Consider the following 26,702-nt stretch of genomic DNA (forward strand, 5'->3'; position numbering starts at 1 on the left):
GTTAAGACTTAGGGTAATTGTTAATTACCGCTAAATGTTGTTGGTGTAAAGCGTGCATTCTAATTAAAATCCAGCAGAATATGCTGGTTAATTTTGTCGTTTTACGATAATTTACAGGGCATATTATTAACTTATCCATATAAAATACTGATATGACTAATCCGAATAGATTACGCCTGCTTGATCGTATCGATATATCAATTTTAGACGTTTTGCAGCGCAATGGTAGAATTTCAAATGTTAACCTCGCAAAACAAGTGAATTTAAGTCCTAGTCCTTGTTTAGATAGAGTTAAACGTCTGGAGCAAGAAGGCTACATTGAGGGATATTTTGCAAAGTTAAGCGAAGAAAAGCTCAATCAAAGCTTAGTGGCGCATGTGCAGGTATCGTTAGTCACCTCAAATACAGCGGTATTTAAAGTGTTTCGCGAACACATTCTTAAAATTAAGCAGGTTGTTGAATGTGACATGGTAGCGGGTGGTTACGACTATTTATTAAAAATTCGCGTCTCTAATATGGATGAATACAGAGAAGTATTAGGTGATTTGGTCGATATTCCGGGAGTGGGTACACACCACACTTACATGGTAATAGAAAAAATAAAACAAGATTCTGGACTGCGTTTAGAGATGTAACCTTTGAGTACATTATTGCAGGTATAAAAAATTGCAGGCATAAAAAAAGCATCTTTTTGATGTTTTTTTTATGCCTGCAATATAGGTGGCGCTTACGCCCAACCTTCATAGCGTTTTCTGCGCGATAACACGATGGTTAAAATAATTCCTAAGAACAAGCCTAAAAATGCAATAGCACCGCCATAAGTGAGTAGCTGACGCTTTTCTTTAGCACTGGTTGCTTGCTTTAATTGTTGTTCTTGAGTAAGCGAGTCTTGTAATTGACTTATTTGTGCTAACAGCTGAGCATTTTGTTCGGTTAGCTGTGAGTTTTGTTCTTGTAGTTCAGGTAATTCTACTTGCGCTTGACGTAATTTATTTTGCATAGCGCTAATTTCGCTGTTAAGCGCTTGATATTGCTGCTTTAAACCAGCTGATTCGCTGATGAATTTAGCCTCTACCCAGCCTTCACGGTCTTTATCATCTTTAACTTTTATAAAACCGTTTTGTTCATCAGATAATAAAGTCAGTTGCGTACCTGCATCTATAGAACCGAGTAAGCGATAGTCTTTACTGGCGCCTGAACGCATAAAAGTATACAAGTTATCGATTATATAAGCTGTTTTAGCATTAGTAGGCGGCGTTGATTGAGCTTCCTCTGCTTGGCTCATAAACGGGGCGGCTGTTAAAAGCAGCCATAGTAAACAGTGTTTTAGCATTTATCTACCTTGTTAATCTAGCAGTGTCCGTTGTGAACGTGATTTTTATTTCGCATAAGTATATAGATAGTATGGATTTAATAGTTTAATAGCAAGATAGATATTGTAACCAAAGCATTTTGCTTGCGTGTTTATGACTAAAAAATTTGCAATATAGGTCTGCTTTGTTTATTTTGAGCACTTATTAATTTTAAGGGTAATCCGCAAGCCTAATGGATACTGAGATAGAACTGAAGTTTTTGGTATCAGATGACGTCATTCCACTGATCCCCTCGTTAATTACTCAATTTGCAAAAACAGTCACAAACAAGCCTTCTAAAAGTTTGCAAAATGCTTATTTTGATACGCCAAGCAGAGAGCTGAGAGCACTCGATATTGGTTTTAGAACGCGTTGTACAGACGAGCGCTGTGAGCAAACAATTAAGCTTGCAGGAGACGTGGTGGGGGGATTACATCAACGTCCAGAATATAACCTACCCATAGAAACAAATCGGCCTAATTTAATGGCGTTTGATTCATCAATTTGGCCACACGGCATGCAAATTGATGTTATATCACAAAACCTCTACCCTATATTTAGTACTAATTTTATCCGCCGTACGTGGTTAATTGAAACGCAAAATGGTGCCAAAATTGAAGTGGTATTAGATAAAGGTGAAGTGGCCGCTTCGGGTAAAGTGGAGATTATTAGCGAGCTTGAAATAGAGCTCGTCGAAGGTAGCCGAGACGAGCTATTTGCTTTAGCAGATAAATTAATAAGTCAAAACAGTGTGCGCTTGGGGCTTTATTCAAAAGCAGCAAGAGGCTACCGCCTAGCGGATAACACACCGTTACAACCGAGTAAATCTATCGGTTTTGTTAAACTTACTAAGCAAGCCACTCAAGAGCAAGCACTTATTGAAGCCATGGGCTTTGGTATTCGCTTTGTGCAAAAACATGAGCAATGCTATTTTGATAAGCCAAGTTTAAAAACATTAAAACGTGTGACTGACGGTATTAGTTTAATTCGTCATAACTTTTGGTTATTTGATGATATTGTCAGTAAAGACAGCACCGAGCATCTCAGAACGGAGCTAAAGTGGTTATTGAGTGAATTAGCATGGGTTGAAAATGCCATTCAGTTAAAAACTTACACTTCTAAGCGTCATGCTTTTTATAAAAAAATAAACAGTGCGCCCGCCTTAGCTCAAGTTATTAACGATTTAAAAGAGTTACAACCGAGTATTGATGATGTTTTTGCGCTTTTTCATAGTGCGCGCTACAACCGTTTATTGCTGAGCTTAACAACGTGGCTGATAAATAAGCAGTGGCGTAAAGACTGGAGCCAAGCAGAGCTTCAAAACGCTGAGCAGCCCGTTATTGATATTGCTCATCGTTTATTTGATAAAGATTGGAAAAATTTACACCGCTTATTGCCTAAAGAGCAAAGTTTATCGGGCAATGATTATTTAAATTTTCGTACTCAGTTAGAAAATAGCTTACTCAGTGGTAACTGTTTAGGTGCACTGTTTGATAAAGATGAACGATTAGAATTTAGGCTCCCTTGGCTCGATATTTCTCATGGCATGTATGAGCTAAGTACGCTTGATTATTTAAAACAGCTGTGTGGCGGACAAGAAGATGCTCAACTAGCAAAAATACAACTATGGTTGGAACAAAAGTCTGACTTTTTAGTCAGTGCCATGGAGCAAAGTCGACACGCTTCATTTGATACAGAACCGTATTGGCTTTGATGGCTAAGCACTTTTGCACGCTTAACTTGTTGCAAAAGTGCATTATTCTATCGCTTTTGTGTTTTGTTACAAATGTGTAAAATCAAGCTGAAATACTCACGACAAAGCAGTACACAGCAAAGCCAACCGTCATTCGCACCGGTAATTGCACGCATAGCTAGTGACCTCAGTTATATACAAAAAAAGTGACCTGAGTGGTCACTTTTTTAATTGTTATAAGCGCATAATCGTTAGTATTTAGCGGATTGACCGTCTTTAGGTATAGACTGTTTTATAAACTCGCGTAAATCGTTGTTAGAGCTTTCTAAATCTGCATGACGTAGGTACATCATATGACCACTACGGTAGCCTTTAAAGCTTAATCTATTTTGCATTTTGCCACTTGGATCTAGTTGCCACATTGTGTATTTAGCATCAAAGTAGTTTGTTGCGCCATCAAAATAGCCAGCTTGAACCATCACATTTAAATACGGATTTTGAGCCATAGCTAAACGCAAGTTTTCACCTGTATTGTTTCCGCTTCTATCCCATGGGTGAACGTTACCAAATAAGTTATATTTGATATCGGTTTTGTAATTAAGCTCTTCACGCAGGTAGTAGTTAATTGCAGGGGTAAAAGAGTGCAGCCACGATGTAAGCTCTGCCCAGTAATCCGGTGATTCACCGGCATCGCGTTTATCAATTCCTAAATAACGAGAATCCAGACGACCAACCATTTTTCCGCGTTCACGTAATAGTTCTTTCCAAAAAAATTGTGTCGGGATGTCTAAGTTATTTTGGCTAACAAATGTTTCAGATAGACCTGCATATTCGGCCATTTTTTTAATAATACGACGTTTTTCATCTGGGGCAATAAAACCGCCTTTTGCAAGCGCTGGAATAAGCTCATCAACAGTAAACTGTTCAACTTCTGGTAATAGCTCGTCTAAGTCTTTTGCTTGTAAATCGGCGTTTAGTGCTTTGTGATACCACGCTGTAGCTGCAAAGTAAGGTAGGCGATTAGCGGCTTTTACAGGACCATCGCGCTTAATGCCAATATCGGTAGGTGAAACGAGTACAACACCGTTAATGTACATCCACTGACTATTTTGTAGCTCATGCGCTAAGCCTGATACACGCGTTGTACCATAGCTTTCACCAATTAAAAATTTTGGAGAGCGCCAGCGTTCATTTCGAGATACAAAAGTATTAAGCCATTCTGCTAGGTATTTTATATCGGCATTCACACCAAAAAATAACTCTTTTTGTTTATCCTTTGGTAGAAGGTTACCATCTTTATCTTCAACGACACGCGAATAACCCGTGTTTACAGGGTTTACGTAAACGATGTCGGCTACGTCTAAAACCGAATAAGGGTTATCTTTAACACCGTAAGGCTGAATAGGGTAGCCTTCGTCGTCAATTTTTAAAACGCGTGGGCCGGTGTATGCTAAATGCATCCAAACTGACGCTGAGCCTGGGCCACCATTAAATGAAATAAGTAATGGGCGCTTTGTTCTATCATCGACCTTATCGCGCGTGTAGTAAGTGTATTGAAGGGTTGCGATGGCGTCTCCCTTGTCATCCCATACCGGTTGTGTGCCAGTTGCTACTGTGTAAGAAAATCGTTCATTATTTATTTTTGCTTTGTGCTGGGTAACCACTTTACTGTCAATATCAATACGACGTTGATTATCGGCAAACGAGGCGCTACTTAGGGTGAGCGCAATAGCGGCAATGGGTAAAAATAGACTTCGACTAAATTTCATAAGTGACCCTTTTTATTTTATGTACTGCAGTTATAGCGATATTTGAGTAAAAAACAAAAGTATTGAGACTAGCTGCCGATAATAATCGTTGAGTTAGCGAGTAACCACCTCTGTTAAGAATAAACTTTGTTTAATAGTTAGACTTTTTTTAAACGCCTTCTTTGTATTTCATTGATATCGCACCAATCCTGCATTTTGCATAAAAAAAGCGCACCTAAATGGTGCGCTTTTTTGTTTTATATATTATTTATTTTTTTAAGTTTATGTTTTTATTATTAATTTAAAAATGGCACAAAGGTTGGATTGTATAGAGGAAATACAATAACAAGCTAGCGTCCTAAGGGGGCCTTTGTGAAAATGATCAGTGCAATAATAAAGCCATTCAAACTAGATGATGTGCGTGAAGCACTCGCTGATTTAGGCATCGAAGGAATGACAGTGGTTGACGTTAAGGGATTTGGACGTCAAAGAGGGCATACTGAGTTATACCGTGGTGCTGAATATCAGGTTGACTTTATACCTAAAATTAAACTTGAAATTGCTACTCGTAGTGAAAATTGCCAACGCGTTGTAGAAACCATTACCAAAGTCGCTGGAACGGGCAAAATTGGTGACGGCAAAATTTTTGTTTACGACCTAGACCAAATCGTCCGTATTCGTACTGGCGAGCTTGATGATGATGCAATTTAAGGGGGCAACATGGAAAATACAATTATAGAGCTGAAGTTTTCGCTCGATACGTTTTACTTTTTAATGTCTGGCATCTTAGTCATGTGGATGGCAGCCGGTTTTGCAATGTTAGAAGCGGGTTTAGTGCGCTCTAAAAATACCACAGAAATTCTAACTAAAAATATCGCGCTTTATTCTATCGCGTGTACTATGTTTTTGTTGATAGGCTACAACATTATGTACGTAGATAATGTTGAAGGCGGCGTTATTCCTTCGTTTGGTGGGCTAATAGGTAGCCAAGCGGCAGATGCTAATCATTCACTAGAATCTGACTTTTTCTTCCAAGTAGTGTTTGTTGCAACGGCCATGTCTATTGTATCTGGCGCCGTAGCAGAGCGTATGAAGTTATGGGCTTTCTTAGTGTTTACAGTAGTACTTACAGGATTAATTTACCCAATTGAAGGTTACTGGACATGGGGTGGCGGCTTCTTATCTGAATTAGGCTTTGTTGATTTTGCAGGCTCTGCAATTGTCCATGCAACGGGTGCGGCTGCAGCGCTTGCGGGTGTAATACTACTGGGTGCACGTAAAGGTAAATATGGTAAAAATGGTGAAATTTACCCAATTCCAGGTTCAAACTTGCCACTTGCTACATTGGGTACGTTTATTTTATGGATGGGTTGGTTTGGCTTTAACGGCGGATCACAGTTATTAATTTCAGATAAAGAAAACGCAACAGCGGTAGGTCAAATATTACTTAATACCAATGCTGCTGCAGCTATGGGGGCAATTTCAGCCTTGTTCTTATGTAAACTTTTATGGGGCAAAGCCGATTTAACCATGGTACTTAATGGTGCACTTGCAGGCTTAGTGGTTATTACTGCAGACCCATTATCACCATCACCACTAATGGCGTGTTTATTTGGCTTACTAGGTGGCTCATTAGTGATACTTAGTATTGTCGCACTGGACAAAGCGAAGATAGATGATCCCGTGGGTGCTATTTCTGTTCATGGTGTGTGTGGCATCCTAGGTATCGTGCTAGTACCTGTTACTAATGCTGAGGCCAGCATTGTTAATCAGTTGATTGGCCTACTATGTATTATTGGTTTTGTGTTTATTGCTTCATTCATTGTATGGGCAATTCTCAAGCAAACTATGGGTATTCGTGTTACCGAAGAAGAAGAGTTAAACGGTATGGATCAACACGATTGTGGTATTGATGCTTATCCAGAGTTTGTATCAGTTAGAAGTAATTAATTAAAAGTATTGTGTGTTCAATCAAAGCCCTACTCTGTTAGGGCTTTTTTGATTTCAGGGGAGGTTAATTTTTCAGGTGCTAAGGTAATGTGATAAGCTCCTCGCGTTAAATTAACCTTCGGAATATATTACACTTAAATGGCTGAAAAAAAGAAAACATCGACCAGTAAACCCTCGACTAAGCGCGCTACTAAGTCTACGAAATCATCGGCGCGAAAAAGTGCGACCAAAAAAACTTCAAGCACCGCAAAACGGCCACTTTTTAAAACGTTGTTTTCTATTTTTTGGAAACTGAGTCTGGCGATTTTTATCGCCATTGCACTTTATTTTATTTACCTTGATGCAAAAATAACTCGCCAGTTTGAAGGCAATAAATGGCAACTTCCGGCACAAGTATATGCCCGCTCAATGACTTTTTTTCCAGGCCAGTTTTTATCAGAGCAAGAGGTTTTATGGGAGCTTAAGCGCTTAAACTACACGCCAGTTAATCGCTTAAGTCGCACTGGGCAGTATATTAAAACAGCCAATAGTATTAAGATTTTTCGCCGTGACTTTGAATTTTATGATGGTTTAGAGAGCGCTCATGTTATTGAATTGCGTTTCTCTGGAGAGAAGGTAGCCAGTATTAAAGATAAGTTTGGCCGTCGCTTAAACACTGCCAGATTAGAGCCTGTACAAATAGCCCGTATTGGTAATGACTCAAAACAAGACCGTGAATTTGTGCCATTAGATAAATTTCCTGACATGCTTAAAAATACCTTATTAGTAGTTGAAGACCGCGATTTTTATGATCATCACGGTGTATCGGTATTTTCAATTTTACGCGCTTTGTATACCAATATTCGCGCAGGGCGCACCGTACAAGGGGGGAGTACATTAACCCAGCAGCTGGCTAAAAATATTTACCTTACCCGTGAGCGTTCGTTAGTACGTAAAATTAATGAAGCCTTTATTGCGCTTATTCTTGATTACCGTTACTCAAAAGATCAGATTCTCGAAGCCTATTTAAACGAAGTGTACTTAGGTCAGTCATACAACCAAGGGGTACATGGAATGGGGCTGGCCGCCGAGTTTTACTTTGCCAAACCTGTTGATGAACTAGAGTACGACCAAATTGCCTTGCTGGTGGCTATGGTTAAAGGCCCATCTTATTACAATCCTAGACGTTACAAAGAACGTGCTATGGAGCGTCGTGACCTAGTGCTGCGTTTAATGGTCGATAACAAACTTATTTCTACTAAAGAGTATAGAGCCTCGTTAAAGCGCGCAATTGATATTGCACCAATGAAAGCCAGCTTGCAAAAGTCTTACCCAGGTTACTTAGAGTTGGTTAATCGCGAGCTGAAACAGCTGCTACCTGATCAAGAAGTGTTAGATGCAGGGGTGCGCGTATTTACCTACTTCGACTTGCAAAAACAAACCGCAATGGAAGAGTCGATTCAGGCCAGTTTACCTTATTTGGAAAGGCGCCCAAATACCAAAGAATTAGAAGCGGCAATGATCTCCGTTAATGTTGAAAAAGCCGGTGTATCAGCGTTAGTCTCTGGACGCGATGTGCGTTACTCAGGGTTTAACCGGGTGCTTGATACCAAGCGCAATATTGGCTCATTAGTTAAACCGGCAGTGTATTTAAGTGCACTGCAGCTTCCTCATTATAACTTAGCGACGTTACTTGATGACTCGCCTGTTCAAGTCACCAACGAAGAGGGAAAAGTATGGCAGCCAGAAAACTTTGATCATCAATACCGTGGTGCCATGCCTCTTTATAAAGCATTTAGCCACAGTATTAATATACCGGCAGTTAACTTAGGGCTTGATGTAGGCGTCGATAAAGTGGCTAACACGCTCAGGGGCTTAGGAGCTAAAGGCTATATTAATGAATACCCATCGCTGCTATTAGGGGCTATTGAAATGTCGAGCTTTGAAGTGGCACAGCTTTATACCACGATTGCAGCAGACGGTGAATACAGAGAGCTGACGTCTATTTCTGCGTTAACCGACTCTGTTGGTAAAGTACTTTATAAGCACAAAGTAATTAACGAGCAACGCTTTGATAAAGATGCCATGTACATGACCAAATATGCTATGAAGCGAGTAACTAAAGATGGCACCGCTAAGCGCTTAAACTTACATTTTCCGTCGATTCAGTTGGCAGGTAAAACAGGTACCAGTAATGAATTACGCGACAGCTGGTTTGCTGGATTTGATCAAAATACAGTGACGGTTGCATGGATAGGCCGTGACGATAATAAAAGCACCGGCTTAACCGGCAGTGTTGGCGCGCTTGAAACCTATATTCGTTATTTAAAACCGCTAAACCCCCAAGCAATTGCCGATACCCGTCCGCCTTCAATTAGGTGGGCATTTGTAAACGAGCAAACCGGTAAGCAAGCACCACCGGGCTGTGGCAAAGTGATTCAGCTACCGCTTAGAGCCAGTGAGTTTAAACCAAGACCCCAATGTATTCGTTAAATAGTAAAAACAAAAAAAGCCCGAAAGGGCTTTTTTTATGGGTAAGCGATCTTATGAGCTAAACGTTATAGCTTGGCAAAAGCGCGCTCTGCCGCTTCAATCGTTGCCTGAACTTCTTGCTCTGTGTGCGCAGCACAAACAAAACCCGCCTCAAACGCTGAAGGCGCTAAATAAACCCCTTCTTCAAGCATTAAGTGGAAGAACTTTTTAAAGCGCTCTAAATCACATTCAGTAGCTTGTTGGTAAGTAGTTACTTTTTCTGCATCGGTGAAGAAAAAGCCATACATACCGCCAGCGTAGTTAGTCGTTAAGGCAATACCTGCTTTTTTAGCTGCGGCTTCAAAGCCTTCACAAATCGCCTTACTAATGGCTTCTAACTTATCATGCACGCCAGGAGCGCTTAGTAGTTCAAGTGATTTTAAGCCTGCTGCCATCGCAATTGGGTTACCTGAAAGTGTACCCGCTTGATAAACAGGGCCTACAGGGGCTATGTAATCCATTATTTCTGTTTTACCACCAAATGCGCCAACTGGCATGCCACCACCAATTACTTTACCTAAACAGGTTAGGTCTGGCTTGATGTTGTAATACGCTTGAGCGCCACCAAGGGCGACACGAAAACCTGTCATTACTTCATCAAAAATAAGCACAGATTGGTACTGATCACATACTTCACGCAGACCTTCTAAAAAGCCGGGTACTGGTGGGATACAGTTCATGTTACCGGCAACTGGCTCAACAATAATACACGCGATTTCATCGGCGTACTTGGCAAAAATCGCTTTCACTTCTTCAATATTGTTAAACGAAACGGTGAGTGTGTGCTTAGCTAAATCTTCAGGAATGCCTGGAGAGTTAGGTACACCCATAGTTAATGCGCCAGAGCCGGCTTTTACTAGCAGTGAATCTGCATGGCCGTGGTAACACCCTTCAAATTTTAAGATTTTGTCACGACCAGTAAAGCCACGGGCTAAGCGAATTGCGCTCATTGTTGCTTCAGTACCTGAGCTTACCATACGTACTTTTTCGATAGATGGGACTAGCTCTTTTACTTTTTCAGCCATTAAAATTTCAGCTTCAGTAGGTGCACCGTAGCTTAAACCATTTTCTACCGCGTCATGCACTGCTTGTTTTATTTCAGGGTGATTGTGGCCCATAATCATTGGACCCCAAGAGCCTACATAATCGATGTAACGGTTGCCATCAGCATCAAATGTAAACGCGCCCTGTGCTTTAGTAATAAACAGCGGAGTACCACCTACACCATTAAATGCACGCACTGGTGAATTTACGCCACCAGGAATAGAGTCTTGAGCTCGTTTAAATAAGTCTTGGCTAATTGTCATGAAAAATCCTATTGTTTTATCACTTTAAAATTAAAAGCTTAGCTATCGCGTTTGCGGCTAAACCAAGGAACGTCTACTTCATACTGCTCGACTTTGTTTTCTACGCCGAGGGTTAAAGCAAACAGTGCCATACGAATAAGTACGCCATTTTGTACTTGGCGGAATATCGCTAGATTGTCGTTAGCATTTAAGTCGTTATCAAGTTCGTTTGCCTCTAAACGGCTATCGCGAGGAAGCGGGTGCATTAATACTGAATTAGGTTTGCAATGGCTATTGTAAATAGACTGGCTAATTCTAAATCCACCACGGTACTTGTTGGCTTCTTCTTGCGACGGAAAGCGCTCTTCTTGGATTCGTGTTTGATAAACGATATCGGCTGCTAAGTTACCTTCCATTTTATCTACCAGTTCAATTTTATGACCGGCATTTTCAACCGCAGATAAAATCGAGTCAGGCATTTGCAAGCCATTAGGGGCAACCATCGAAAACTTAATGTCTTTGTAATGACATAGTAGCTTTGATAGCGAGTGAACAGTACGGCCATATTTTAAATCGCCGACTAGCGCAATGTGCATACCATCGATATTTTGATCGAAGCGGTTAAGTTCACGCTCAATAGTTAATAAATCAAGCAATGCTTGGGTAGGGTGCTCATTGGGTCCGTCACCACCGTTTATTACTGGTACGCTGCAACCTGTTGCAAATTCAGCTACCGAGCCTGAGTCAGGATGGCGCATAGCAACCGCATCAGCATACGCTGAAATAACGCGTGCGGTATCATAAAGTGATTCGCCCTTAGCAAGCGCAGAGCTTTGCATGCCGGTGGTTTCACGAACCAGTCCACCGAGTAAGTTAAACGCAGTGCCAAAACTAACACGAGTACGAGTGCTGGGTTCAAAAAATAGATTTGCTAAAATAGCGCCTTCAAGCACGTTGGTCCGCTTTTGTTTTTTAGCATATGGCTCCATTTTTTTTGCCACAGCAAATATGCGTTCAATACAGTCTCGGTCGAGTTGATTAACAGAGAGTATATTTTCACCTTGGAAACTGAACATGGGGTTATTCCTAGTTATTCAAAAAGGCGCGATAATCCACAAAGGAGCACGCAATCGCGCGTATTATACAAACTTAGTATGCGACTTGGCAGCGTAATTTATAAGCCTTTGCTAAAAGTTTGGCTTAATAATCGCCAAAGCGACAATAACGAGTAGCGCTAAAACAGGTAGCTCGTTGAAAATGCGATAAAACCGATCGCTTTTAGTATTTCTATCGTGTTTAAAATCAGCTAACAATTTGAAACAGTAGCCATGATAAATATATAAAATAATCACCAGCACGAGTTTGTAATGCAGCCACATGCTGTAACGAAACCATTCTCGGCCATATTCAACAATAGTCAATACGCCAAATACTGCGGTAAGCACCGCAAAGGGTGTAACAAAATAAAGTAGCCGACGTTCCATTACTTTTAGCATTGAGTTACACGATTTTTCTTCACTCATAGCGTGATAAACAAAAAGTCGAGGTAGGTAAAAAATACCGGCAAACCAAGCAATCATAAAAAATACGTGCAAGGTTTTGTAAATTAATAATGCGCTCATATTGTTCTCATTATTGTTAAAGTAAACTGTTACGTATGGTTAAAATATGGTGGATTTGATCCCACCTTAGTAATCCCATAATTTGTTGATTATCTAGCAAGTTATATACATAAAGTGCACCACTGCGTTTATCATTCAAAATTTCAAATGCATCTGCAAGGGTGGCTTGGCTGCTAATACCTTGTAAGCTAATGTATTTTATATTGACCGCCTGATCAGACATTAAACTTAAGTCATATTCAGCTAGGCGATAACCATTTTCTTCATCAAATACAATTAATGGTGTTTGGCTGTCCATGGCATCTAGACTGTTTTTTATTTGCTCTTTATCGTCGGAGTAGAGCAGTTTAAAGTCTTCATCCATGTCATCCATCACTCCTACTTTTTGTAAGGCTTCAGTGGCGGGAGAGACATGATAGGGAAGCCCTTGAAAGTCTAATTGCTGTAAAAATATGGAGCGGTTACCAAATACCTGTAAAGCTGTAACGTAGGCGGTAGTAATGACGATCATCGCTGGCACAATAATTTCTGGTGACGAGGTCAGCTCCATTACGGTGGTCAGTGCCGCTAAGGGGGAGTGTAGTGTGGCCGCTAATAATCCTGCCATGCCCAGCACCCCGTAAGTGCCGGCTATATCGGTGCCGGGGCTAATAAATTGAGCAAAAAATGCCATTAAAGTACCGGTTAAAACGCCCAGCCCAATAACCGGACCTATCAACCCACCAGGAATACCTAAGCCAATAGCAAATAAGGTGGCTAATAACTTAGCAATTAAAATAGTGGTGAGTAGTTGCATGTTTTCTGGTGACTCAACCGCAATAGTTATCGCACTCATACCCGAGCCCATTGCTTGTGGAACTGCGTAAGCAATTAAACTGGCAATACACCCTGCAATTATTAAACGTGGAAACATACTAAGTGGTTTAAAGGTTTTAATAATCAGCATTAAGTTTTGATTAAAAGCATAAGCCACCGCGCCCAATCCCATGCCGCACAAAACTAAATAGGGGTAATGCCAACCACTTAAAGGCGCAATGCTTATTAGCGCAAGTTCTGAGCCTTCACCAAATACAAATTGAGTAGCTAATGCACCTGTAACGGCTGCGAGCATTATCGGCACAAAAATATGCACTTTGTATTCTCTGAGCACGACTTCCATTACAAAAATAACCGCAGCAAGAGGAGTATTGAACGACGCAGCAATGCCCGCAGCAACGCCACAACCACTGAGGGTACGCATAGCGTTGTGGGGTAAGTGTAGTTTATTTGCTAATATGCTTGCCCCTGCTGCTCCCATGTGAACTGAGGGGCCTTCGCGGCCAACAGAAAAACCGCTGATCAGTGCAAGCGCGCCGCCTACAAACTGGTTAACCGTATTATAAAGTGGCATTTGCCCGTAATGACGTTTTATTCTGTGTATTACAAAGGGGATACCCAAGCGGTAATGTTTAAAGCCGGTAAAAGCCGCAAATGTGGCTATCAGAAGTGCAGCAATCAAAGGCATTAATACCCGTTCTAGGGTAGGGAGAGTAGTAAAGTCGTCAGGGGTTTCTAAAAATAAACTTTGAAAAAATAAAATGGTTAGGCGAAACAGTATAATGAAAAATGCAGCAATTAGTCCGGCACTTACGCCCAATAAGCATAATTGTACGGATGTTTTTGGTTTTGCTAATCGACGTCTCAGTCGCTCAAGCCACATGCTTTATTTCCCCGTAGCATTTTTAGGCGTCAAGTTTATCAAAATAGTCTAGGGAAGTCCTTGAGATTTTTAACAACCGATTAATTTAAATTAAATTTATAGTATATTGATTCACTGAACAGATTAAACGCGCATTGTTTTAATTAAAGCTTATAAACGCGAGCTTACTATACTTGATTAAAACACTCAGGTATTAGATAATCTGGTGCATTAGTATAAAGGTATTGAGGGTTATAAAATGTCTGAAGAATTACCCATTAAGTTTAGCGACGCAGCCGCTGTGCGTGTTAAACAGTTAATCGACGAAGAAGAAAACCCAGATCTAAAACTGCGTGTTTATGTCACAGGCGGTGGTTGTTCAGGTTTTCAATACGGTTTTACTTTTGATGAAAAAGCGAATCCTGGCGATTTAGAAATTGTTAAAAACGGGGTTACCTTAGTCATTGACCCTATGAGTATCCAATATTTAGTTGATGGTGAAGTTGACTACACCGAGGGATTAGAAGGGGCACGCTTTTTTGTCTCTAATCCTAATGCGACCACTACATGTGGTTGTGGTGCTAGTTTTAGCGTATAAAAATATCGTTATCCAAAAAAACCGCTTAATCAGCGGTTTTTTTATGTGCTTAAAAAATCATAACTCAGTTGGGCTGTATTCTGTTATTTGCATCATTAACACAAAAAAGCCAAGCACAAACGCAGAGAAGACTAAAATATAGATAAAGCCTTTTTTACCCTGTTTGATTGGAATTGCATAATGGCGCAAAAAAAAGTACCAGCCCAAGCATAAAATAATAGGCAGTAAAAAAAGTAGTCTAAACATGATTTAGCCTTTTTAAGCAAATAATAAGTTAATAATAAACGGCTTATATTTAAATGAAACAAAAAAGTTATAAAATATTTAACCTTATTCAGACTTAGTAAATATTTGTTGTTAAACTTTAATCGCATAATTACTAATTAATCATTCAGATCAACGGTGAATGGTATATAATGTATCCAAGAGTGAAACGGGCAAGGTTTCATTTTTCACAATAATAAAGTGTTAATACATATTTGAGCGTTTTTTATTGGTTGAATTGTAAGCGTTTACACTGCGCTTTAGTGAGTGGTTGTAGTTTTACAGTGTTGGCGATTTTAAGCGCTTAGCTATATGTATATTTAAACAACGAGTAGGAGTTGTATATGATGGGTAAAACCGTATCTTCGGAAGAAAATGCAAAATTAACAAAGTGGCTTAAAACTAAACGCCATGAAAAAGGCTACACCATGCGCAGCTTAGCGCAAATCTTGGGTACGCCACATTCTTTTATTGGCAAAATTGAAAATCAGGAACGTCGTTTAGATGTAATTGAGTTTGTTCGCTACTGTAATGCATTAGAAGTCGACCCGTATGAAGCATTAAGCTTAATTAAAGCTGACTAACGCTTTCTTTTTGGTTCTAATCGTAAAGTTAAATTAGCGTCTACAGCCAATACTAGTGCAGGGATGCATTAGGTATTTTTATGATAATTTTGCTCTAGTGAATATAGTTTGTGCCTAATTAGAAATAAAAACACTAATGAGGGTAAAACCATAAGTGCAGTTAATACAAAGAACAATGACCAATTCCCCATTAGCCAATCATCAATAACCACACCGCTGTAACTCGATAATAACGTACGGCCTAAATTACCCAGAGATGCTAGTAGTGCGTAATGAGTAGCGCTAAACGCTCTGTCACACAGCATAGATATAAAAGCAACCATTGCCACTAAAGACCAAGCTTGGGTAAAGCCATCAACTACAATTGCCATTGCATATAAGTGCTCTTGTGGACCAGCTAAGGCTATCCAAGAAAACATTAAGTTAGATGCTGCCATGGCTACGCCACTAATAAATAAGCCTTTCACAATGCCATATTTATGATTAAAAATACTGCCCAAAAAGGCAAATAAAATGGTGATTAACCCCGTGCCGAGTTTTGAGTAATTTGCTATTTGCGTATTACTGAAGCCAACTTCTTTATAAAATACAATCGACATCCGCGCTAAAAATGCTTCACCAATCTTAAATAAGAAAATAAACGCCAGCAGCGCCAACGCGGTTTTAACGCCATTTTTAGCAAAAAAGGTTTTAAACGGATCAACCACGGTAACGCCTAGCCATGCGAGCGTTTTTGTTAGTGGTGTTTGTTTAGTTGCGGCGAGTTTTTCAAGATAAACACGTTCTAGTTCGGCATGTACGGCTTCGCGATTTGATTGTGGCTCTTTAGCCCAAAATACACAGCTAATTAATAACAGCATAATCGCGGATAAAAAATAATACACCTGTGGCCAGTCAATATTTGGCATATCAGCCATGTAAAAAGGCACAGCTCCTAATAAAGCATAGCCAGTCCACCAACCAGAGGTGGCCATTGCAGCTGCCGCAGTGGCTTTGTGAGATTCATTTTCACTAAGGGTGTCTATTCGAAAGGCGTCAATTGCAATATCTTGCGTTGCAGAGGCTATGGCGATTAACAAGCAAAGTGCGGCGGCAACCGCTAGGTTTGCTTTCAAATCAAGTCCTGCAAGTAGCAATGTGCCAAGCAAAATAAAGCTTTGGCAAAACAGGATCCAACTACGGCGCTGACCAAGCCAATTATATAAAAAGGGCAGTTTAGTGCGGTCTATTAAAGGTGACCATAAAAAGTTGATACTGTAGGCACCAAACACAATGCCAAATAGGCCAATCATGCTGCGGCTCAAGCCCTCATCTTTAAGCCATGCCGACATTACTGAGCCAATTAATACCCACGGAAAGCCACTGCTCATTCCAAATATAAAAACATTAATCAAACGTTTATCTTTAAAATAAGAAAAGTATTCGCTAATAGAAAGTGTGCTATTCATAGAGGCTCATTGGCTTATACAAAGAGCAGCTAAGGCTGCTCTTATTAAAAAAATTATAAAGGAACTTGCTCAAGCACCTTAATATTTAATATAACGACCGGTTTTTCGGGTACAAAGTTGTAGCCAATTTTGTCATTAAATCCGGTTTTTACAGCCATGATTTTATCGAGTGTTTCATAGCCTTCCATCACACTGCCAAACACGGCAAATCCCCAATCACGGCCAGGGTTTAAATGATCGTTATCATCCATATTAAAAAAAAACTGACGCGTTCCTGAGTGTGGTTCACGGTCTTGATAAGCCATCGCAATGCTATACATATCGTTTGTTAAGCCGTTACCGCTTTCATTAAAAATAGGGTCGTTTTCATGTAGGCCATCGTAATCTTTATCATAACCACCGCCTTGAATTACAAAGTCACGATCATTTTCTACATCGCGTTCTACACGATGAAACACGCTGCCTTGATAGCTTTTATCAGACACGTACGTCAAAAAGTTATTGACCGTAATAGGGGCTCTTGAGCGGTCTAGCTCAACCACAATGCTGCCCAACGATGTCACAATTTCTACTCGAGGGAAAATATTATCTTTTTGCACAAAGCGGCCTTCTTGTGCCGCTAAACTATTTACGCTAAAAAATAAGCTTACGCAGATTAAAAAAAGTTGCTTCATTATTAACCTTCTAAAAATGCAATTAATTCAGGGTCAGATACAATGCGGGTAATTAACTGCTCAGTCAACTTATTGAGCTGACCTTCAATTTTTGCTCTATCATGACCAAGTGGTCCAGATAAATTAGCATTACCGCTATAACGCTTACTGAAATTACTGGTAGGGCGAATCACCCGCACTTCAAATTCAATCTTGGCAGCACTGGTATGGCTCATTAGCTTTTCTGTAACTACCGCTTGCAGCGTGTGAATATCTAACTCAAAGCGCAATTGCGCTAAATTAGAAATGCTGGCGCCATTGCGACTAAGCGCACTGTCTAGTGCACTTTTAACTGACTCAGTAATACCCGTGCTGGCAATGGTTTTTGTTTTGCTCGATTCAATCAACTTTAAGGTTGCACTGTCACCACGTAAATCAATCACGCTGGTGTTTAAGCTGTTATTGATTGAGCTTATTTGTCCACTTTTATAGACGGGATTGAGAATAAGCTGATTAGGCTGATTGGCACATCCCGAAAAAACCACTAAAGTACAACAGCTCAATAATATCTTTATGAGTTTCATTTATAACGTCCCACTATTTTTAGTTGCGCTGAGTACCACAAACTTTTTATTAGAGCCTAATAAAGTACAGTTACCAAACATACGATTTAGTTTGCCATGATAATCTAAATGACGATTGCCAATAATACGCAACTCGCCACCTTCTTTTAATGTGTCTTTTGCTTGTTTAAACATTTGCCATGCTATGTGGTCGGTAACCGCTTGTGCTTGGTGAAATGGCGGATTACACAATACAATATCAGCACTTTTACGTTCAAAGTCAGTTAAACAATCATTCTCTATAAAAGTACATTGTTCAAACTTGTCTTCCATGTTGAGCTCAATGTTGAGTCGAGCTGATTCAACCGCCATATATGATTCATCAACAAAGCTAATATGAGCATTAGGACAGCGCGCTAATGTCATTAAACCAACCACGCCATTACCACAGCCTAAATCTATAATATTTTTGGCTTTATTTGTTTGTGGCAAATAATTAAAAAAGAAGCGCGCACCTATATCAAGTGAATCACGTGAAAACACATTGGCATGATTGCTTATTGTAAAATCAGTGCCTTCGAGTGGCCAGCTCACTGGGAAATCTGCGCCTTTATAACCGCCAGCGGCTTGGCTAATAATTAAGCGTGATTTTTTTACTGCGAGGCTTGTTTTCGTCTCACCAATAAAATCTTCAAATGCTTTTATAGTAGAGTTATGCACGTCTTTAGTTTTTGCTGCGCCAATAACCGGTGTATCGGGCGCCAGTACTTCGCTTAATTCAGATAACTGATATTGTAAAAAAGCCAATGTGCGTGGTACTTTTACCAACACTAGGTCTACTTGTTCGGGCAAAGCCGATAAACTATCAAGCTGGCTAAACGCAGTTGTTGCAATTTTGTTTTGCGCTAAGTTATGAGCCGCCGCCTGATGGCTAATATAAGAGTCGTTTACTGAACAAACAGTTAATTGTTGTTTGCTAAAATAACAGCTAAGTGCACCAAAGCTGTCGTTTAAGATCAGTAACGAGCGACAATCAGGGTAGTGTTCATTAACATAGTCAATGAGGTATTCGTCTGCTGAATCCCACGCTTGTAAGCTGCGGTTTTTTTGATCCAAAGGAAAGCGTTCAAGAGTAAAGGTGTTATCGCCGAGCGTAGCTTGCGTAGTCATAATAGTTTAATGATCGGTAATCAAATGATAGGTAAATTCTAACATGCAACCGCCAAACGCCAACCCCCAACTGTTACCAAATGGCTTTTCTTATCAAAGTAGGGTGCTTAGTGCGCAAAAAAGCCTCGGTTTATTTTATTATTTGCAGCAAAACTTAAATTGGCAACAACCAAATATCACGGTGTTTGGCAAAACGGGGCCAATACCAAGGTTGCAATGTTTTATCAGCGAAGAGAATCTTGAGTACGGCTATTCTGGGCATAAACTCGATTTAGAGCCTTGGCCAGACGTATTACTTGCTATGCGAACACGTTTAGAAAATTACCTACAGCAACCGTTTAATTCAATTTTGGTTAATTACTATCGAGATGGCCACGATAGTATGGGCTGGCATAGCGATGATGAGGCGCAACTAGGGTTGGAGCCTACCATAGCCTGTGTATCGCTTGGCGCAGAGCGATTATTTAAACTTAAACACAAAGTAAGTAACAGCATTACTAACATTAAATTACAAAGTGGTAGCTGTTTAATAATGAGCGGCCAAAGCCAACAAAATTACCAACATGCATTGCCCAAACAAACAACGCTTAAACACCCTCGAATAAGTTTAACGTTTCGCTATATCAGGGTCTGTTGATCTTTGCGGATTATAATTTGTTCAAACTAGGAGCGGTTTAATCGCGGCGCGAGGTTTGTAACCTAGTCGGCTCGATAACTGCTCCTGCGTTATTCTACTGGCTTACATCCATGTAAGAATAAGTAAAAGCCGAGCAAAGCTTACGCGTCCTGCTCACGCCCCTTACCTACATCCATGTAGGCAACAAAAGAGTAAATCGCCCCTAGGCAGAACCCGAAGGGCAGCGCCTATTTATGGGGAATAACCACACCACATAGGCTCTGCCCTGCCTAAATACTAAACAGGTTGCTGCAGATTTAATCTTGAAAGGTCAACAGACTCTAATAATAGTTTCAGTTAAATAGCATTAGCCATGGTATAGCCGCAGTTGTTATAGTAAGCACATAACTGAATTTTGAGGATGGTTTTTATGTCAATGCAACAACAAATACGTAACAAGCTAGCCGATGCGATTGCGTGCAAGCATTTAAATGTGATCAACGAAAGCCATATGCACAGTGCAGGCACTGAATCACACTTTAAAGTGATTGTAGTCAGTGAGGAATTTGCTGGTAAGCGATTATTGCAGCGTCATCGTGAAATTAATGAAATTTTAAAAGATGAGCTGGCAAATCATATTCATGCGCTTGCGATGCACACTTATACCCCTGAGGAATTTACAGAGCACGACGGCGAAGCGCCGCAGTCACCTAATTGCATGGGCGGCTCAAAAGTTGGATAACAGGTATAGTGAATTGGTTTGAGCAGTGAGTAACTGATCAGATCAGTTTTTTTTGTTTTAGCCTTTAAACTAGCGCTAATTTTTATTGTAAAAGATATAGGATGATCAATGGTCATTAAGCCTAAAATTCGCGGATTTATCTGCACCAATGCACACCCAGTAGGCTGTGCAGAGCATGTACAAGAACAAATTAATTATGTTAAGCAGCAAGGGGCGTTAAAAAATGCACCTAAAAATGTATTAGTTATTGGTGCGTCTACAGGTTATGGCCTAGCGTCTCGCATTACCGCTGCATTTGGTGGTGGCGCTAAAACATTAGGTGTGTTCTTTGAAAAAGAAGGCACTGAGCGTAAAACAGGCTCTGCGGGTTGGTATAATACGGCGGCGTTTCAAGCAGCCGCTGAAGCTGAAGGTTTATGGTCAAAAAATATTAATGGTGATGCGTTTTCTAACGAAATTAAACAAAAAGCAATCGACACCATTAAAGCTGAATTAGGTAAAGTTGACTGTATTATTTACAGCTTAGCGTCACCTCGTCGTACTGATCCAAATACCGGCGAAGTGTTTTCTTCAACGCTTAAGCCAATTGGTAATGCGGTAACCACTAAAAACTTGAATACGTCAAAGCGTGAAATTGATGAAGTAACTGTTGAAGCGGCAAACCAAGACGATATCGACAACACCATTAAAGTAATGGGTGGCGAAGATTGGGAAATGTGGATTGACGCACTTAAGGACGCTGATGTATTAGCAGATAACTTTAAAACCACGGCTTACACTTATATTGGTAAAGAACTAACGTGGCCAATTTACGGTCATGCAACAATTGGTAAAGCCAAAGAAGATTTAGACCGTGCCACTGCTGCTATTAAAGCTGCTACCCAAGATTTAAATGGTGAAGCCTACGTTTCATCGCTTAATGCGGTTGTTACTCAAGCAAGCTCTGCAATTCCAATCATGCCACTTTATATTTCTGCCTTATTTAAAGTGATGAAGGCTGATGGCACGTATGAAGGCACCATTGAGCAAATTCATGCGCTATTTAGTGAGAACTTATATGGTGATTCACCTCGCTTTGATGATGGCGGGCATTTATTCCAAAACTATAAAGAACTGGAAGATGATGTTCAATCTCGCGTTCAAGCCATTTGGGATAGTGTAGATACAAACTCAATTGATGAGTTAACCGATTATATTGGTTACCATAATGAATTTTTACGCTTGTTTGGTTTTGGTATTGACGCGGTTGATTATGAACAAGATGTAAATCCTGTTGCACCTATTGCTAATATGATTGACTAACTTGTCGCTGATAACGCATTTTTGAAAAAGTCGCCTTGTGCGGCTTTTTTGTTTTTTAGCTTTGATTTAAAAAAATATTTGCTAATTGTTGGCTAATATACCACTTTGGTCTAGCTTGTATTTTATTAATTGTTAATTACAAAACTAAATAAACGTTTCTCTCGTATAATTTTCATAAATACACTCGCATAGTCAGCCACAATAATGTTAAAATCAAAGTAATATGTGAGGAGTTTTACTGCGCTGCTTGTTTGGTATTTTTAGCGAGTCATTTTATATAGCTTGCAATAATACAAATAGCGGCGTGGTTAGTACGATTTTTCAGTTTCTTTCCGTTAATGTAGTGCAAGTGCGTATGATCAATATAAAAAAAGGTCTGGATTTACCCTTAGAGGGCGCACCTCAGCAAGTTATTCATGATGGTTCTGCCGTCAAACGTGTAGCTGTGCTAGGTGAAGAGTTTATCGGTATGCGTCCAACCATGCATGTTCGTGTGGATGACCAAGTCAAAAAAGGCCAGGTACTTTTTGAAGATAAAAAGAACCCAGGCGTATTATTTACTGCACCAGCTTCTGGTACAGTAAAAGAAATTAATCGCGGTGCTAAACGTGTTCTGCAATCTGTTGTTATTGAAGTAAACGGCAGTGAGCAAATCACCTTTGGTTCTTTCTCGGAAACTGAGCTTAACAGCTTAGATCGTGAAAAAGCTAAAGAAGTACTAGTCCAATCGGGTCAATGGGTAGCACTTCGTGCTCGTCCATTTAGTAAAGTAGCAGCGTTGGATGCAAATCCGAGCTCTATTTTTGTGACAGCTATCGATACCAATCCACTTGCTGCAGATCCTGCAGTAATTATTGCTGAAAATGCGAAAGCATTTGAAGCAGGTTTGGCTGTTGTGTCACGTTTAACCGATGGCAAAGTATTTGTTTGTAAGCAAGCAGGTAGTCAAGTTCCTAGTTCACCTATTGCTCAAGTAGAAGTACATGAGTTTGGTGGCGTGCATCCGGCTGGCCTTGTTGGCACTCATATCCATTACCTTGACCCAGTATCTGCTAGTAAGCAAGTTTGGCACATTGGTTACCAAGACGTTATTGCGTATGGTCACCTTTTCCTTACTGGTGAAATTTACACAGACCGTGTTGTTTCTCTCGCAGGTCCACGCGTTAAAAATCCTCGTTTAGTGAAAACACAATTAGGTGCTTCACTTGATGACTTAGTTGCAGGCGAATTAGAAGACGGTGATAACCGTGTTATTTCTGGTTCTGTACTTGCCGGTGCTACGTCGTCTGGTGTTCATGCATTCTTAGGTCGTTACCATGTTCAAGTATCTGTTTTACTTGAAGGTCGCGAAAAAGAATTTTTTGGCTGGATTGCACCAGGTAGTGATAAATTCTCTGTAACGCGTACATTCTTGTCTCACCTTACACCGAGTCGTTTATTTAAAATGACAACGTCTACGGGCGGTTCAAAACGTGCCATGGTTCCACTTGGAAGCTATGAGCGTGTTATGCCACTTGATATTTTGCCAACGCTTTTATTACGTGACTTATTGTCTCGTGATTTAGATAGTGCAATTTCATTAGGTGCGCTTGAATTAGATGAAGAAGATTTAGCGTTATGCACCTTCGTTTGTCCTGGCAAATACGAGTACGGCGCAGCCCTACGCGATTGCTTAACTACGATCGAGAAGGAAGGCTAAAATGGGCTTAAAAACTTTCTTAGAAGATATCGAACCGCATTTTGAACCAGGTGGTAAGCATGAGAAATGGTACGCGCTGTATGAAGCCGCTGCGACTATTTTTTACACGCCAGGTTACGTAAACAAAGGTTCAACTCACGTTCGTGATAACATTGACCTAAAACGCATGATGATTTTAGTGTGGATGGCGACGTTCCCTGCCATGTTCTTTGGTATGTTCAATATTGGTCATCAAGCTGCAATCGCGCTTGGTAATGGTTTTGAACTAGCTAACATTTGGCAAGTAGGTTTATTCCAGTTATTAGGCGGTGAGTTAACCGTGGATGCTGGTTGGGGCGCAAAAATGTTCTACGGAGCATGTTTTTTCCTTCCTATTTATGCAACAACCTTTATTGTCGGTGGTTTTTGGGAAGTATTGTTTGCTTCTGTGCGTAAGCATGAAGTAAATGAAGGTTTCTTCGTAACCTCAGTATTATTTGCATTAATCCTGCCTGCAACGATTCCTTTATGGCAAGTTGCGCTAGGTATTACTTTTGGTGTAGTTATCGCAAAAGAAATATTTGGTGGTACAGGTCGTAACTTCTTAAACCCTGCGCTTGCTGGTCGTGCGTTTTTATTCTTCGCATACCCTGCACAAATTTCAGGTGACACAGTATGGACTGCCGTAGATTCATTCTCTGGCGCGACTATGCTTGGTCAAGCGTTTGCTGGTACGTTAGGTGGTGACTTAGGTTACGCTAACATGCAAATGTGGTGGAATGCGTTCTACGGCTTCATTCAAGGTTCTATGGGCGAAACGTCTACACTAGCAGTGCTTATTGGTGGTTTATTCCTAATTTATGTACGTATCGCGTCTTGGCGTATCGTGCTAGGTGTATTCCTAGGTATGGTAGTAACCTCATCAATATTAAATACTATTGGTTCTGAAACCAATGCTATGTTTGCTATGCCTTGGTACTGGCATATGGTATTAGGTGGTTTTGCATTCGGTATGTTCTTTATGGCAACTGACCCTGTATCAGCTGCATTTACCGATAAAGGTAAATTAGCATACGGCGCGCTTATTGGCTTTATGGTAGTTATGATCCGTGTAGTAAACCCTGCATACCCAGAGGGCATCATGCTAGCAATCTTGTTTGCTAACTTGTTTGCACCTTTATTCGATCACTTTGTAGTGCAAGCTAATATCAAGCGGAGGTTGGCACGTAATGTCTAGTAATAACGAATCAATTGGCAAAACGCTAGCTGTTGTTGTCTCATTATGTTTAGTGTGTGCAGTTATTGTGTCGCTAACGTCTGTGCAACTTCGCCCTCTGCAAAAAGCAAATAAAGCAAAAGATATTCAAAGTAATATCTTAGCTGCTGCTGGTATTGGTAAAGTTGATAACGTTGCCGAAACGTTTGAAGCTAAAATCGAAACTCGCTTTGTTGATATGCAAAGTGGTGAGTTTGCTGAGCCGGTAGAAGATTTCGACTTTGAAAAAAGCAAATACGATGCTGATTTAAGTAAATCTTTAAAAGAGAATGGGATTAAGGACATCGCAGGTATTCAACGTATTACCAAACGTGCGCCTGTTTACATCTCTAAAAAAGACGATGGCTCTACTGATGCAATCATCCTTCCTATTCAGGGTTATGGTTTATGGGGTTTAATGTACGGTTTTATCTCGCTTGAAAGCGATGGCGAAACTATTAAAGACATTATTTTCTACAAACATAACGAAACACCTGGTTTAGGTGGTGAAATTCAAAACCCACAGTGGACTGCAACGTGGGAAGGTAAAGAGTTACCAATCCAAATCGTTAAAGGGACTGCAGCCGGTGATGAGCACAAGATCGACGGTCTTTCAGGTGCTACATTAACGTCTAATGGTGTTGACCATGCAGTTGACTTTTGGACTGGCGAAAATGGCTTTGGCCCTTTCCTTGCGAAAGTACGTAAAGGAGCATTGAACTAATGGCTGATACTAAAGAAATGAAGGCGGTCCTATTCGGTCCAGTTTTCGCTAACAACCCAATCGCATTACAAGTACTTGGTATTTGTTCTGCGCTAGCGGTAACGTCTAGCTTAAAAAATGCATTAATCATGTCAATCGCATTGACCTTGGTAACTGCATTCTCTAGCCTTTTTATCTCGACTATTCGTAACCATATCCCATCATCAGTACGTATCATCGTACAGATGACGATTATTGCATCATTAGTAATCGTGGTTGACCAAGTACTACAAGCTTTCTCTTACGCTACGGCAAAAGAGTTATCAGTATTCGTTGGTCTAATCATTACTAACTGTATTGTAATGGGTCGTGCTGAAGCGTACGCAATGAAGTCGCCACCACTTATGTCATTCTTAGATGGTATTGGTAATGGTTTAGGCTACTCAGTGGTATTACTTACTGTTGGTTTCATTCGTGAGCTATTTGGTAAGGGAACACTATTCGGTGTTGATATTATTCCATTAGTACAAAATGGTGGTTGGTACCAGCCTATGGGTCTATTGATCTTACCACCGAGTGCATTCTTCATTATTGGTTTATTCATTTGGGTACTTCGTACTTATAAGAAAGATCAAGTAGAAGCTAAAGCGTAAGGGGCGATAAGTGGAACATTATATTAGTTTATTTGTAAAAGCCGTTTTTATTGAAAACTTAGCGTTAGCTTTCTTCCTAGGTATGTGTACTTTCTTAGCCGTGTCTAAAAAAGTAACTACATCAATTGGTCTAGGGGTAGCGGTTATTGTTGTATTAGGTATTTCAGTACCGGTTAATAACTTGGTTTACCATGCGGTACTTGCACCGGGTGCATTAGAGTGGCTTGGTTACCCTGAAGCGGATCTTAGCTTTTTACGTTTCTTAACGTTCATTGGTGTTATTGCTGCACTGGTGCAAATTCTTGAAATGGCATTAGATAAGTTCTTCCCACCGCTGTACAACGCATTAGGTATTTTCCTACCACTAATCACAGTTAACTGTGCAATTTTTGGTGCGGTATCATTCATGGTTGAGCGTAACTATAACTTCGGCGAGTCTGTTGTTTATGGTATTGGCGCTGGTGTGGGTTGGGCGCTTGCAATTACATTACTTGCAGGTATCCGTGAGAAAATGAAGTATTCAGACGTACCAGATGGTTTACGTGGTCTAGGTATTACCTTTATCACTGTTGGCTTGATGGGTCTTGGCTTTATGTCATTCTCTGGTATTTCACTGTAATAATAGCGAGGTCA

General features: G+C 40.3%; 26 protein-coding genes. 15 read left to right on the forward strand and 11 right to left on the reverse strand.

Features of this window, described 5'->3' with window-relative positions:
* Positions 1-152: 152 nt before the first annotated feature.
* Positions 153-635, forward strand: a complete 483-nt coding sequence (locus MTN97_RS00350) for a winged helix-turn-helix transcriptional regulator (protein WP_069440341.1) — start codon at positions 153-155, stop codon at positions 633-635.
* Positions 636-727: 92 nt separating this feature from the next.
* Here MTN97_RS00350 and MTN97_RS00355 read toward each other — a convergent pair whose 3' ends face one another.
* Complete coding sequence (locus MTN97_RS00355; RefSeq protein ID WP_036979699.1) at positions 728-1,333, reverse strand: TIGR04211 family SH3 domain-containing protein; 606 nt, start codon at positions 1,331-1,333, stop codon at positions 728-730.
* A gap of 212 nt (positions 1,334-1,545) precedes the next feature.
* On the opposite strand from MTN97_RS00355, the gene MTN97_RS00360 reads away from it, so the two are divergent.
* A complete protein-coding gene (locus tag MTN97_RS00360; protein WP_248473299.1) occupies positions 1,546-3,066 on the forward strand; it encodes a CYTH and CHAD domain-containing protein in 1,521 nt (506 codons plus the stop codon).
* Positions 3,067-3,296: 230 nt separating this feature from the next.
* On the opposite strand, the gene MTN97_RS00365 is transcribed toward MTN97_RS00360, so the two are convergent.
* Positions 3,297-4,814 carry a S10 family peptidase gene (locus tag MTN97_RS00365; protein ID WP_248473301.1) on the reverse strand — a complete coding sequence of 506 codons (1,518 nt, stop codon included), beginning with the start codon at positions 4,812-4,814 and terminating at the stop codon, positions 3,297-3,299.
* Positions 4,815-5,165: 351 nt separating this feature from the next.
* Here MTN97_RS00365 and MTN97_RS00370 point away from each other — a divergent pair, with 351 nt between their 5' ends.
* The 3 genes from MTN97_RS00370 to mrcB all read left to right on the forward strand — a co-directional run bounded on the left by MTN97_RS00370 (position 5,166) and on the right by mrcB (position 9,215).
* Entirely contained in the window at positions 5,166-5,504 is a 339-nt protein-coding gene (locus MTN97_RS00370; RefSeq protein ID WP_010391070.1) for a P-II family nitrogen regulator, read from the forward strand.
* Between the two features lie 9 nt (positions 5,505-5,513).
* Entirely contained in the window at positions 5,514-6,743 is a 1,230-nt protein-coding gene (locus tag MTN97_RS00375; protein ID WP_016899363.1) for an ammonium transporter, read from the forward strand.
* 138 nt (positions 6,744-6,881) lie between these two features.
* A complete protein-coding gene (gene mrcB, locus MTN97_RS00380; protein WP_248473303.1) occupies positions 6,882-9,215 on the forward strand; it encodes a penicillin-binding protein 1B in 2,334 nt (777 codons plus the stop codon).
* A gap of 65 nt (positions 9,216-9,280) precedes the next feature.
* On the opposite strand, the gene hemL is transcribed toward mrcB, so the two are convergent.
* The 4 genes from hemL to MTN97_RS00400 all read right to left on the reverse strand — a co-directional run bounded on the left by hemL (position 9,281) and on the right by MTN97_RS00400 (position 13,861).
* Positions 9,281-10,561 (reverse strand): glutamate-1-semialdehyde 2,1-aminomutase, encoded by a 1,281-nt coding sequence (gene hemL, locus MTN97_RS00385; RefSeq protein ID WP_013464335.1) that lies wholly within the window; start codon positions 10,559-10,561, stop codon positions 9,281-9,283.
* Between the two features lie 38 nt (positions 10,562-10,599).
* On the reverse strand, positions 10,600-11,616 hold the full coding sequence (locus tag MTN97_RS00390; RefSeq protein ID WP_036979688.1) for an aspartate carbamoyltransferase: 1,017 nt from the start codon (positions 11,614-11,616) through the stop codon (positions 10,600-10,602).
* A gap of 111 nt (positions 11,617-11,727) precedes the next feature.
* A complete protein-coding gene (locus tag MTN97_RS00395) occupies positions 11,728-12,162 on the reverse strand; it encodes a CopD family protein (protein ID WP_036979685.1) in 435 nt (144 codons plus the stop codon).
* A gap of 16 nt (positions 12,163-12,178) precedes the next feature.
* Positions 12,179-13,861 (reverse strand): chloride channel protein, encoded by a 1,683-nt coding sequence (locus MTN97_RS00400; protein WP_036979682.1) that lies wholly within the window; start codon positions 13,859-13,861, stop codon positions 12,179-12,181.
* A gap of 238 nt (positions 13,862-14,099) precedes the next feature.
* Between MTN97_RS00400 and erpA the strand changes: the two genes are divergently transcribed.
* Positions 14,100-14,438 carry an iron-sulfur cluster insertion protein ErpA gene (gene erpA, locus MTN97_RS00405; RefSeq protein ID WP_002958911.1) on the forward strand — a complete coding sequence of 113 codons (339 nt, stop codon included), beginning with the start codon at positions 14,100-14,102 and terminating at the stop codon, positions 14,436-14,438.
* Positions 14,439-14,495: 57 nt separating this feature from the next.
* On the opposite strand, the gene MTN97_RS00410 is transcribed toward erpA, so the two are convergent.
* Positions 14,496-14,684 (reverse strand): hypothetical protein, encoded by a 189-nt coding sequence (locus tag MTN97_RS00410; RefSeq protein WP_036979680.1) that lies wholly within the window; start codon positions 14,682-14,684, stop codon positions 14,496-14,498.
* 362 nt (positions 14,685-15,046) lie between these two features.
* On the opposite strand from MTN97_RS00410, the gene MTN97_RS00415 reads away from it, so the two are divergent.
* A complete protein-coding gene (locus MTN97_RS00415; protein ID WP_008111877.1) occupies positions 15,047-15,286 on the forward strand; it encodes a helix-turn-helix domain-containing protein in 240 nt (79 codons plus the stop codon).
* Between the two features lie 68 nt (positions 15,287-15,354).
* Here MTN97_RS00415 and MTN97_RS00420 read toward each other — a convergent pair whose 3' ends face one another.
* Genes MTN97_RS00420 through MTN97_RS00435 form a run of 4 tightly spaced genes read right to left on the reverse strand, consistent with a single transcriptional unit; the run spans position 15,355 to position 19,120 of the window.
* Positions 15,355-16,734, reverse strand: coding sequence for an AmpG family muropeptide MFS transporter (locus tag MTN97_RS00420; RefSeq protein WP_248473305.1), 1,380 nt, complete (start codon positions 16,732-16,734; stop codon positions 15,355-15,357).
* Between the two features lie 53 nt (positions 16,735-16,787).
* Positions 16,788-17,408 (reverse strand): peptidylprolyl isomerase, encoded by a 621-nt coding sequence (locus tag MTN97_RS00425; protein WP_008111880.1) that lies wholly within the window; start codon positions 17,406-17,408, stop codon positions 16,788-16,790.
* A gap of 2 nt (positions 17,409-17,410) precedes the next feature.
* On the reverse strand, positions 17,411-17,971 hold the full coding sequence (locus tag MTN97_RS00430; RefSeq protein WP_248473306.1) for a YajG family lipoprotein: 561 nt from the start codon (positions 17,969-17,971) through the stop codon (positions 17,411-17,413).
* Positions 17,972-19,120, reverse strand: coding sequence for a methyltransferase (locus tag MTN97_RS00435; protein WP_248473308.1), 1,149 nt, complete (start codon positions 19,118-19,120; stop codon positions 17,972-17,974).
* Between the two features lie 43 nt (positions 19,121-19,163).
* Between MTN97_RS00435 and MTN97_RS00440 the strand changes: the two genes are divergently transcribed.
* From MTN97_RS00440 to nqrE, 8 genes are all read left to right on the forward strand, one after another.
* Positions 19,164-19,757 (forward strand): alpha-ketoglutarate-dependent dioxygenase AlkB, encoded by a 594-nt coding sequence (locus MTN97_RS00440; protein WP_248473310.1) that lies wholly within the window; start codon positions 19,164-19,166, stop codon positions 19,755-19,757.
* 409 nt (positions 19,758-20,166) lie between these two features.
* Entirely contained in the window at positions 20,167-20,478 is a 312-nt protein-coding gene (locus MTN97_RS00445) for a BolA family transcriptional regulator (RefSeq protein WP_213607643.1), read from the forward strand.
* A gap of 108 nt (positions 20,479-20,586) precedes the next feature.
* Positions 20,587-21,780 (forward strand): enoyl-ACP reductase FabV, encoded by a 1,194-nt coding sequence (gene fabV / locus MTN97_RS00450; RefSeq protein WP_248473312.1) that lies wholly within the window; start codon positions 20,587-20,589, stop codon positions 21,778-21,780.
* A gap of 355 nt (positions 21,781-22,135) precedes the next feature.
* Positions 22,136-23,479, forward strand: coding sequence for a Na(+)-translocating NADH-quinone reductase subunit A (locus tag MTN97_RS00455; protein WP_036983299.1), 1,344 nt, complete (start codon positions 22,136-22,138; stop codon positions 23,477-23,479).
* Position 23,480: 1 nt separating this feature from the next.
* Entirely contained in the window at positions 23,481-24,695 is a 1,215-nt protein-coding gene (locus tag MTN97_RS00460; protein ID WP_096038264.1) for an NADH:ubiquinone reductase (Na(+)-transporting) subunit B, read from the forward strand.
* On the forward strand, positions 24,688-25,437 hold the full coding sequence (locus MTN97_RS00465) for a Na(+)-translocating NADH-quinone reductase subunit C (protein WP_024601889.1): 750 nt from the start codon (positions 24,688-24,690) through the stop codon (positions 25,435-25,437). The genes MTN97_RS00460 and MTN97_RS00465 overlap by 8 nt, the downstream gene beginning before the upstream one ends.
* Positions 25,437-26,069: an NADH:ubiquinone reductase (Na(+)-transporting) subunit D gene (locus MTN97_RS00470; RefSeq protein ID WP_036979663.1), complete on the forward strand. Its 633-nt coding sequence runs from the start codon at positions 25,437-25,439 to the stop codon at positions 26,067-26,069. Before MTN97_RS00465 ends, MTN97_RS00470 begins: the two co-directional genes overlap by 1 nt.
* Before the next feature lie 10 nt (positions 26,070-26,079).
* A complete protein-coding gene (nqrE, locus tag MTN97_RS00475) occupies positions 26,080-26,688 on the forward strand; it encodes an NADH:ubiquinone reductase (Na(+)-transporting) subunit E (protein WP_036979660.1) in 609 nt (202 codons plus the stop codon).
* Positions 26,689-26,702 lie beyond the last annotated feature (14 nt).

It is taken from the genome of Pseudoalteromonas sp. 2CM36K, assembly GCF_023161865.1.
Classification (GTDB): domain Bacteria; phylum Pseudomonadota; class Gammaproteobacteria; order Enterobacterales; family Alteromonadaceae; genus Pseudoalteromonas; species Pseudoalteromonas tetraodonis.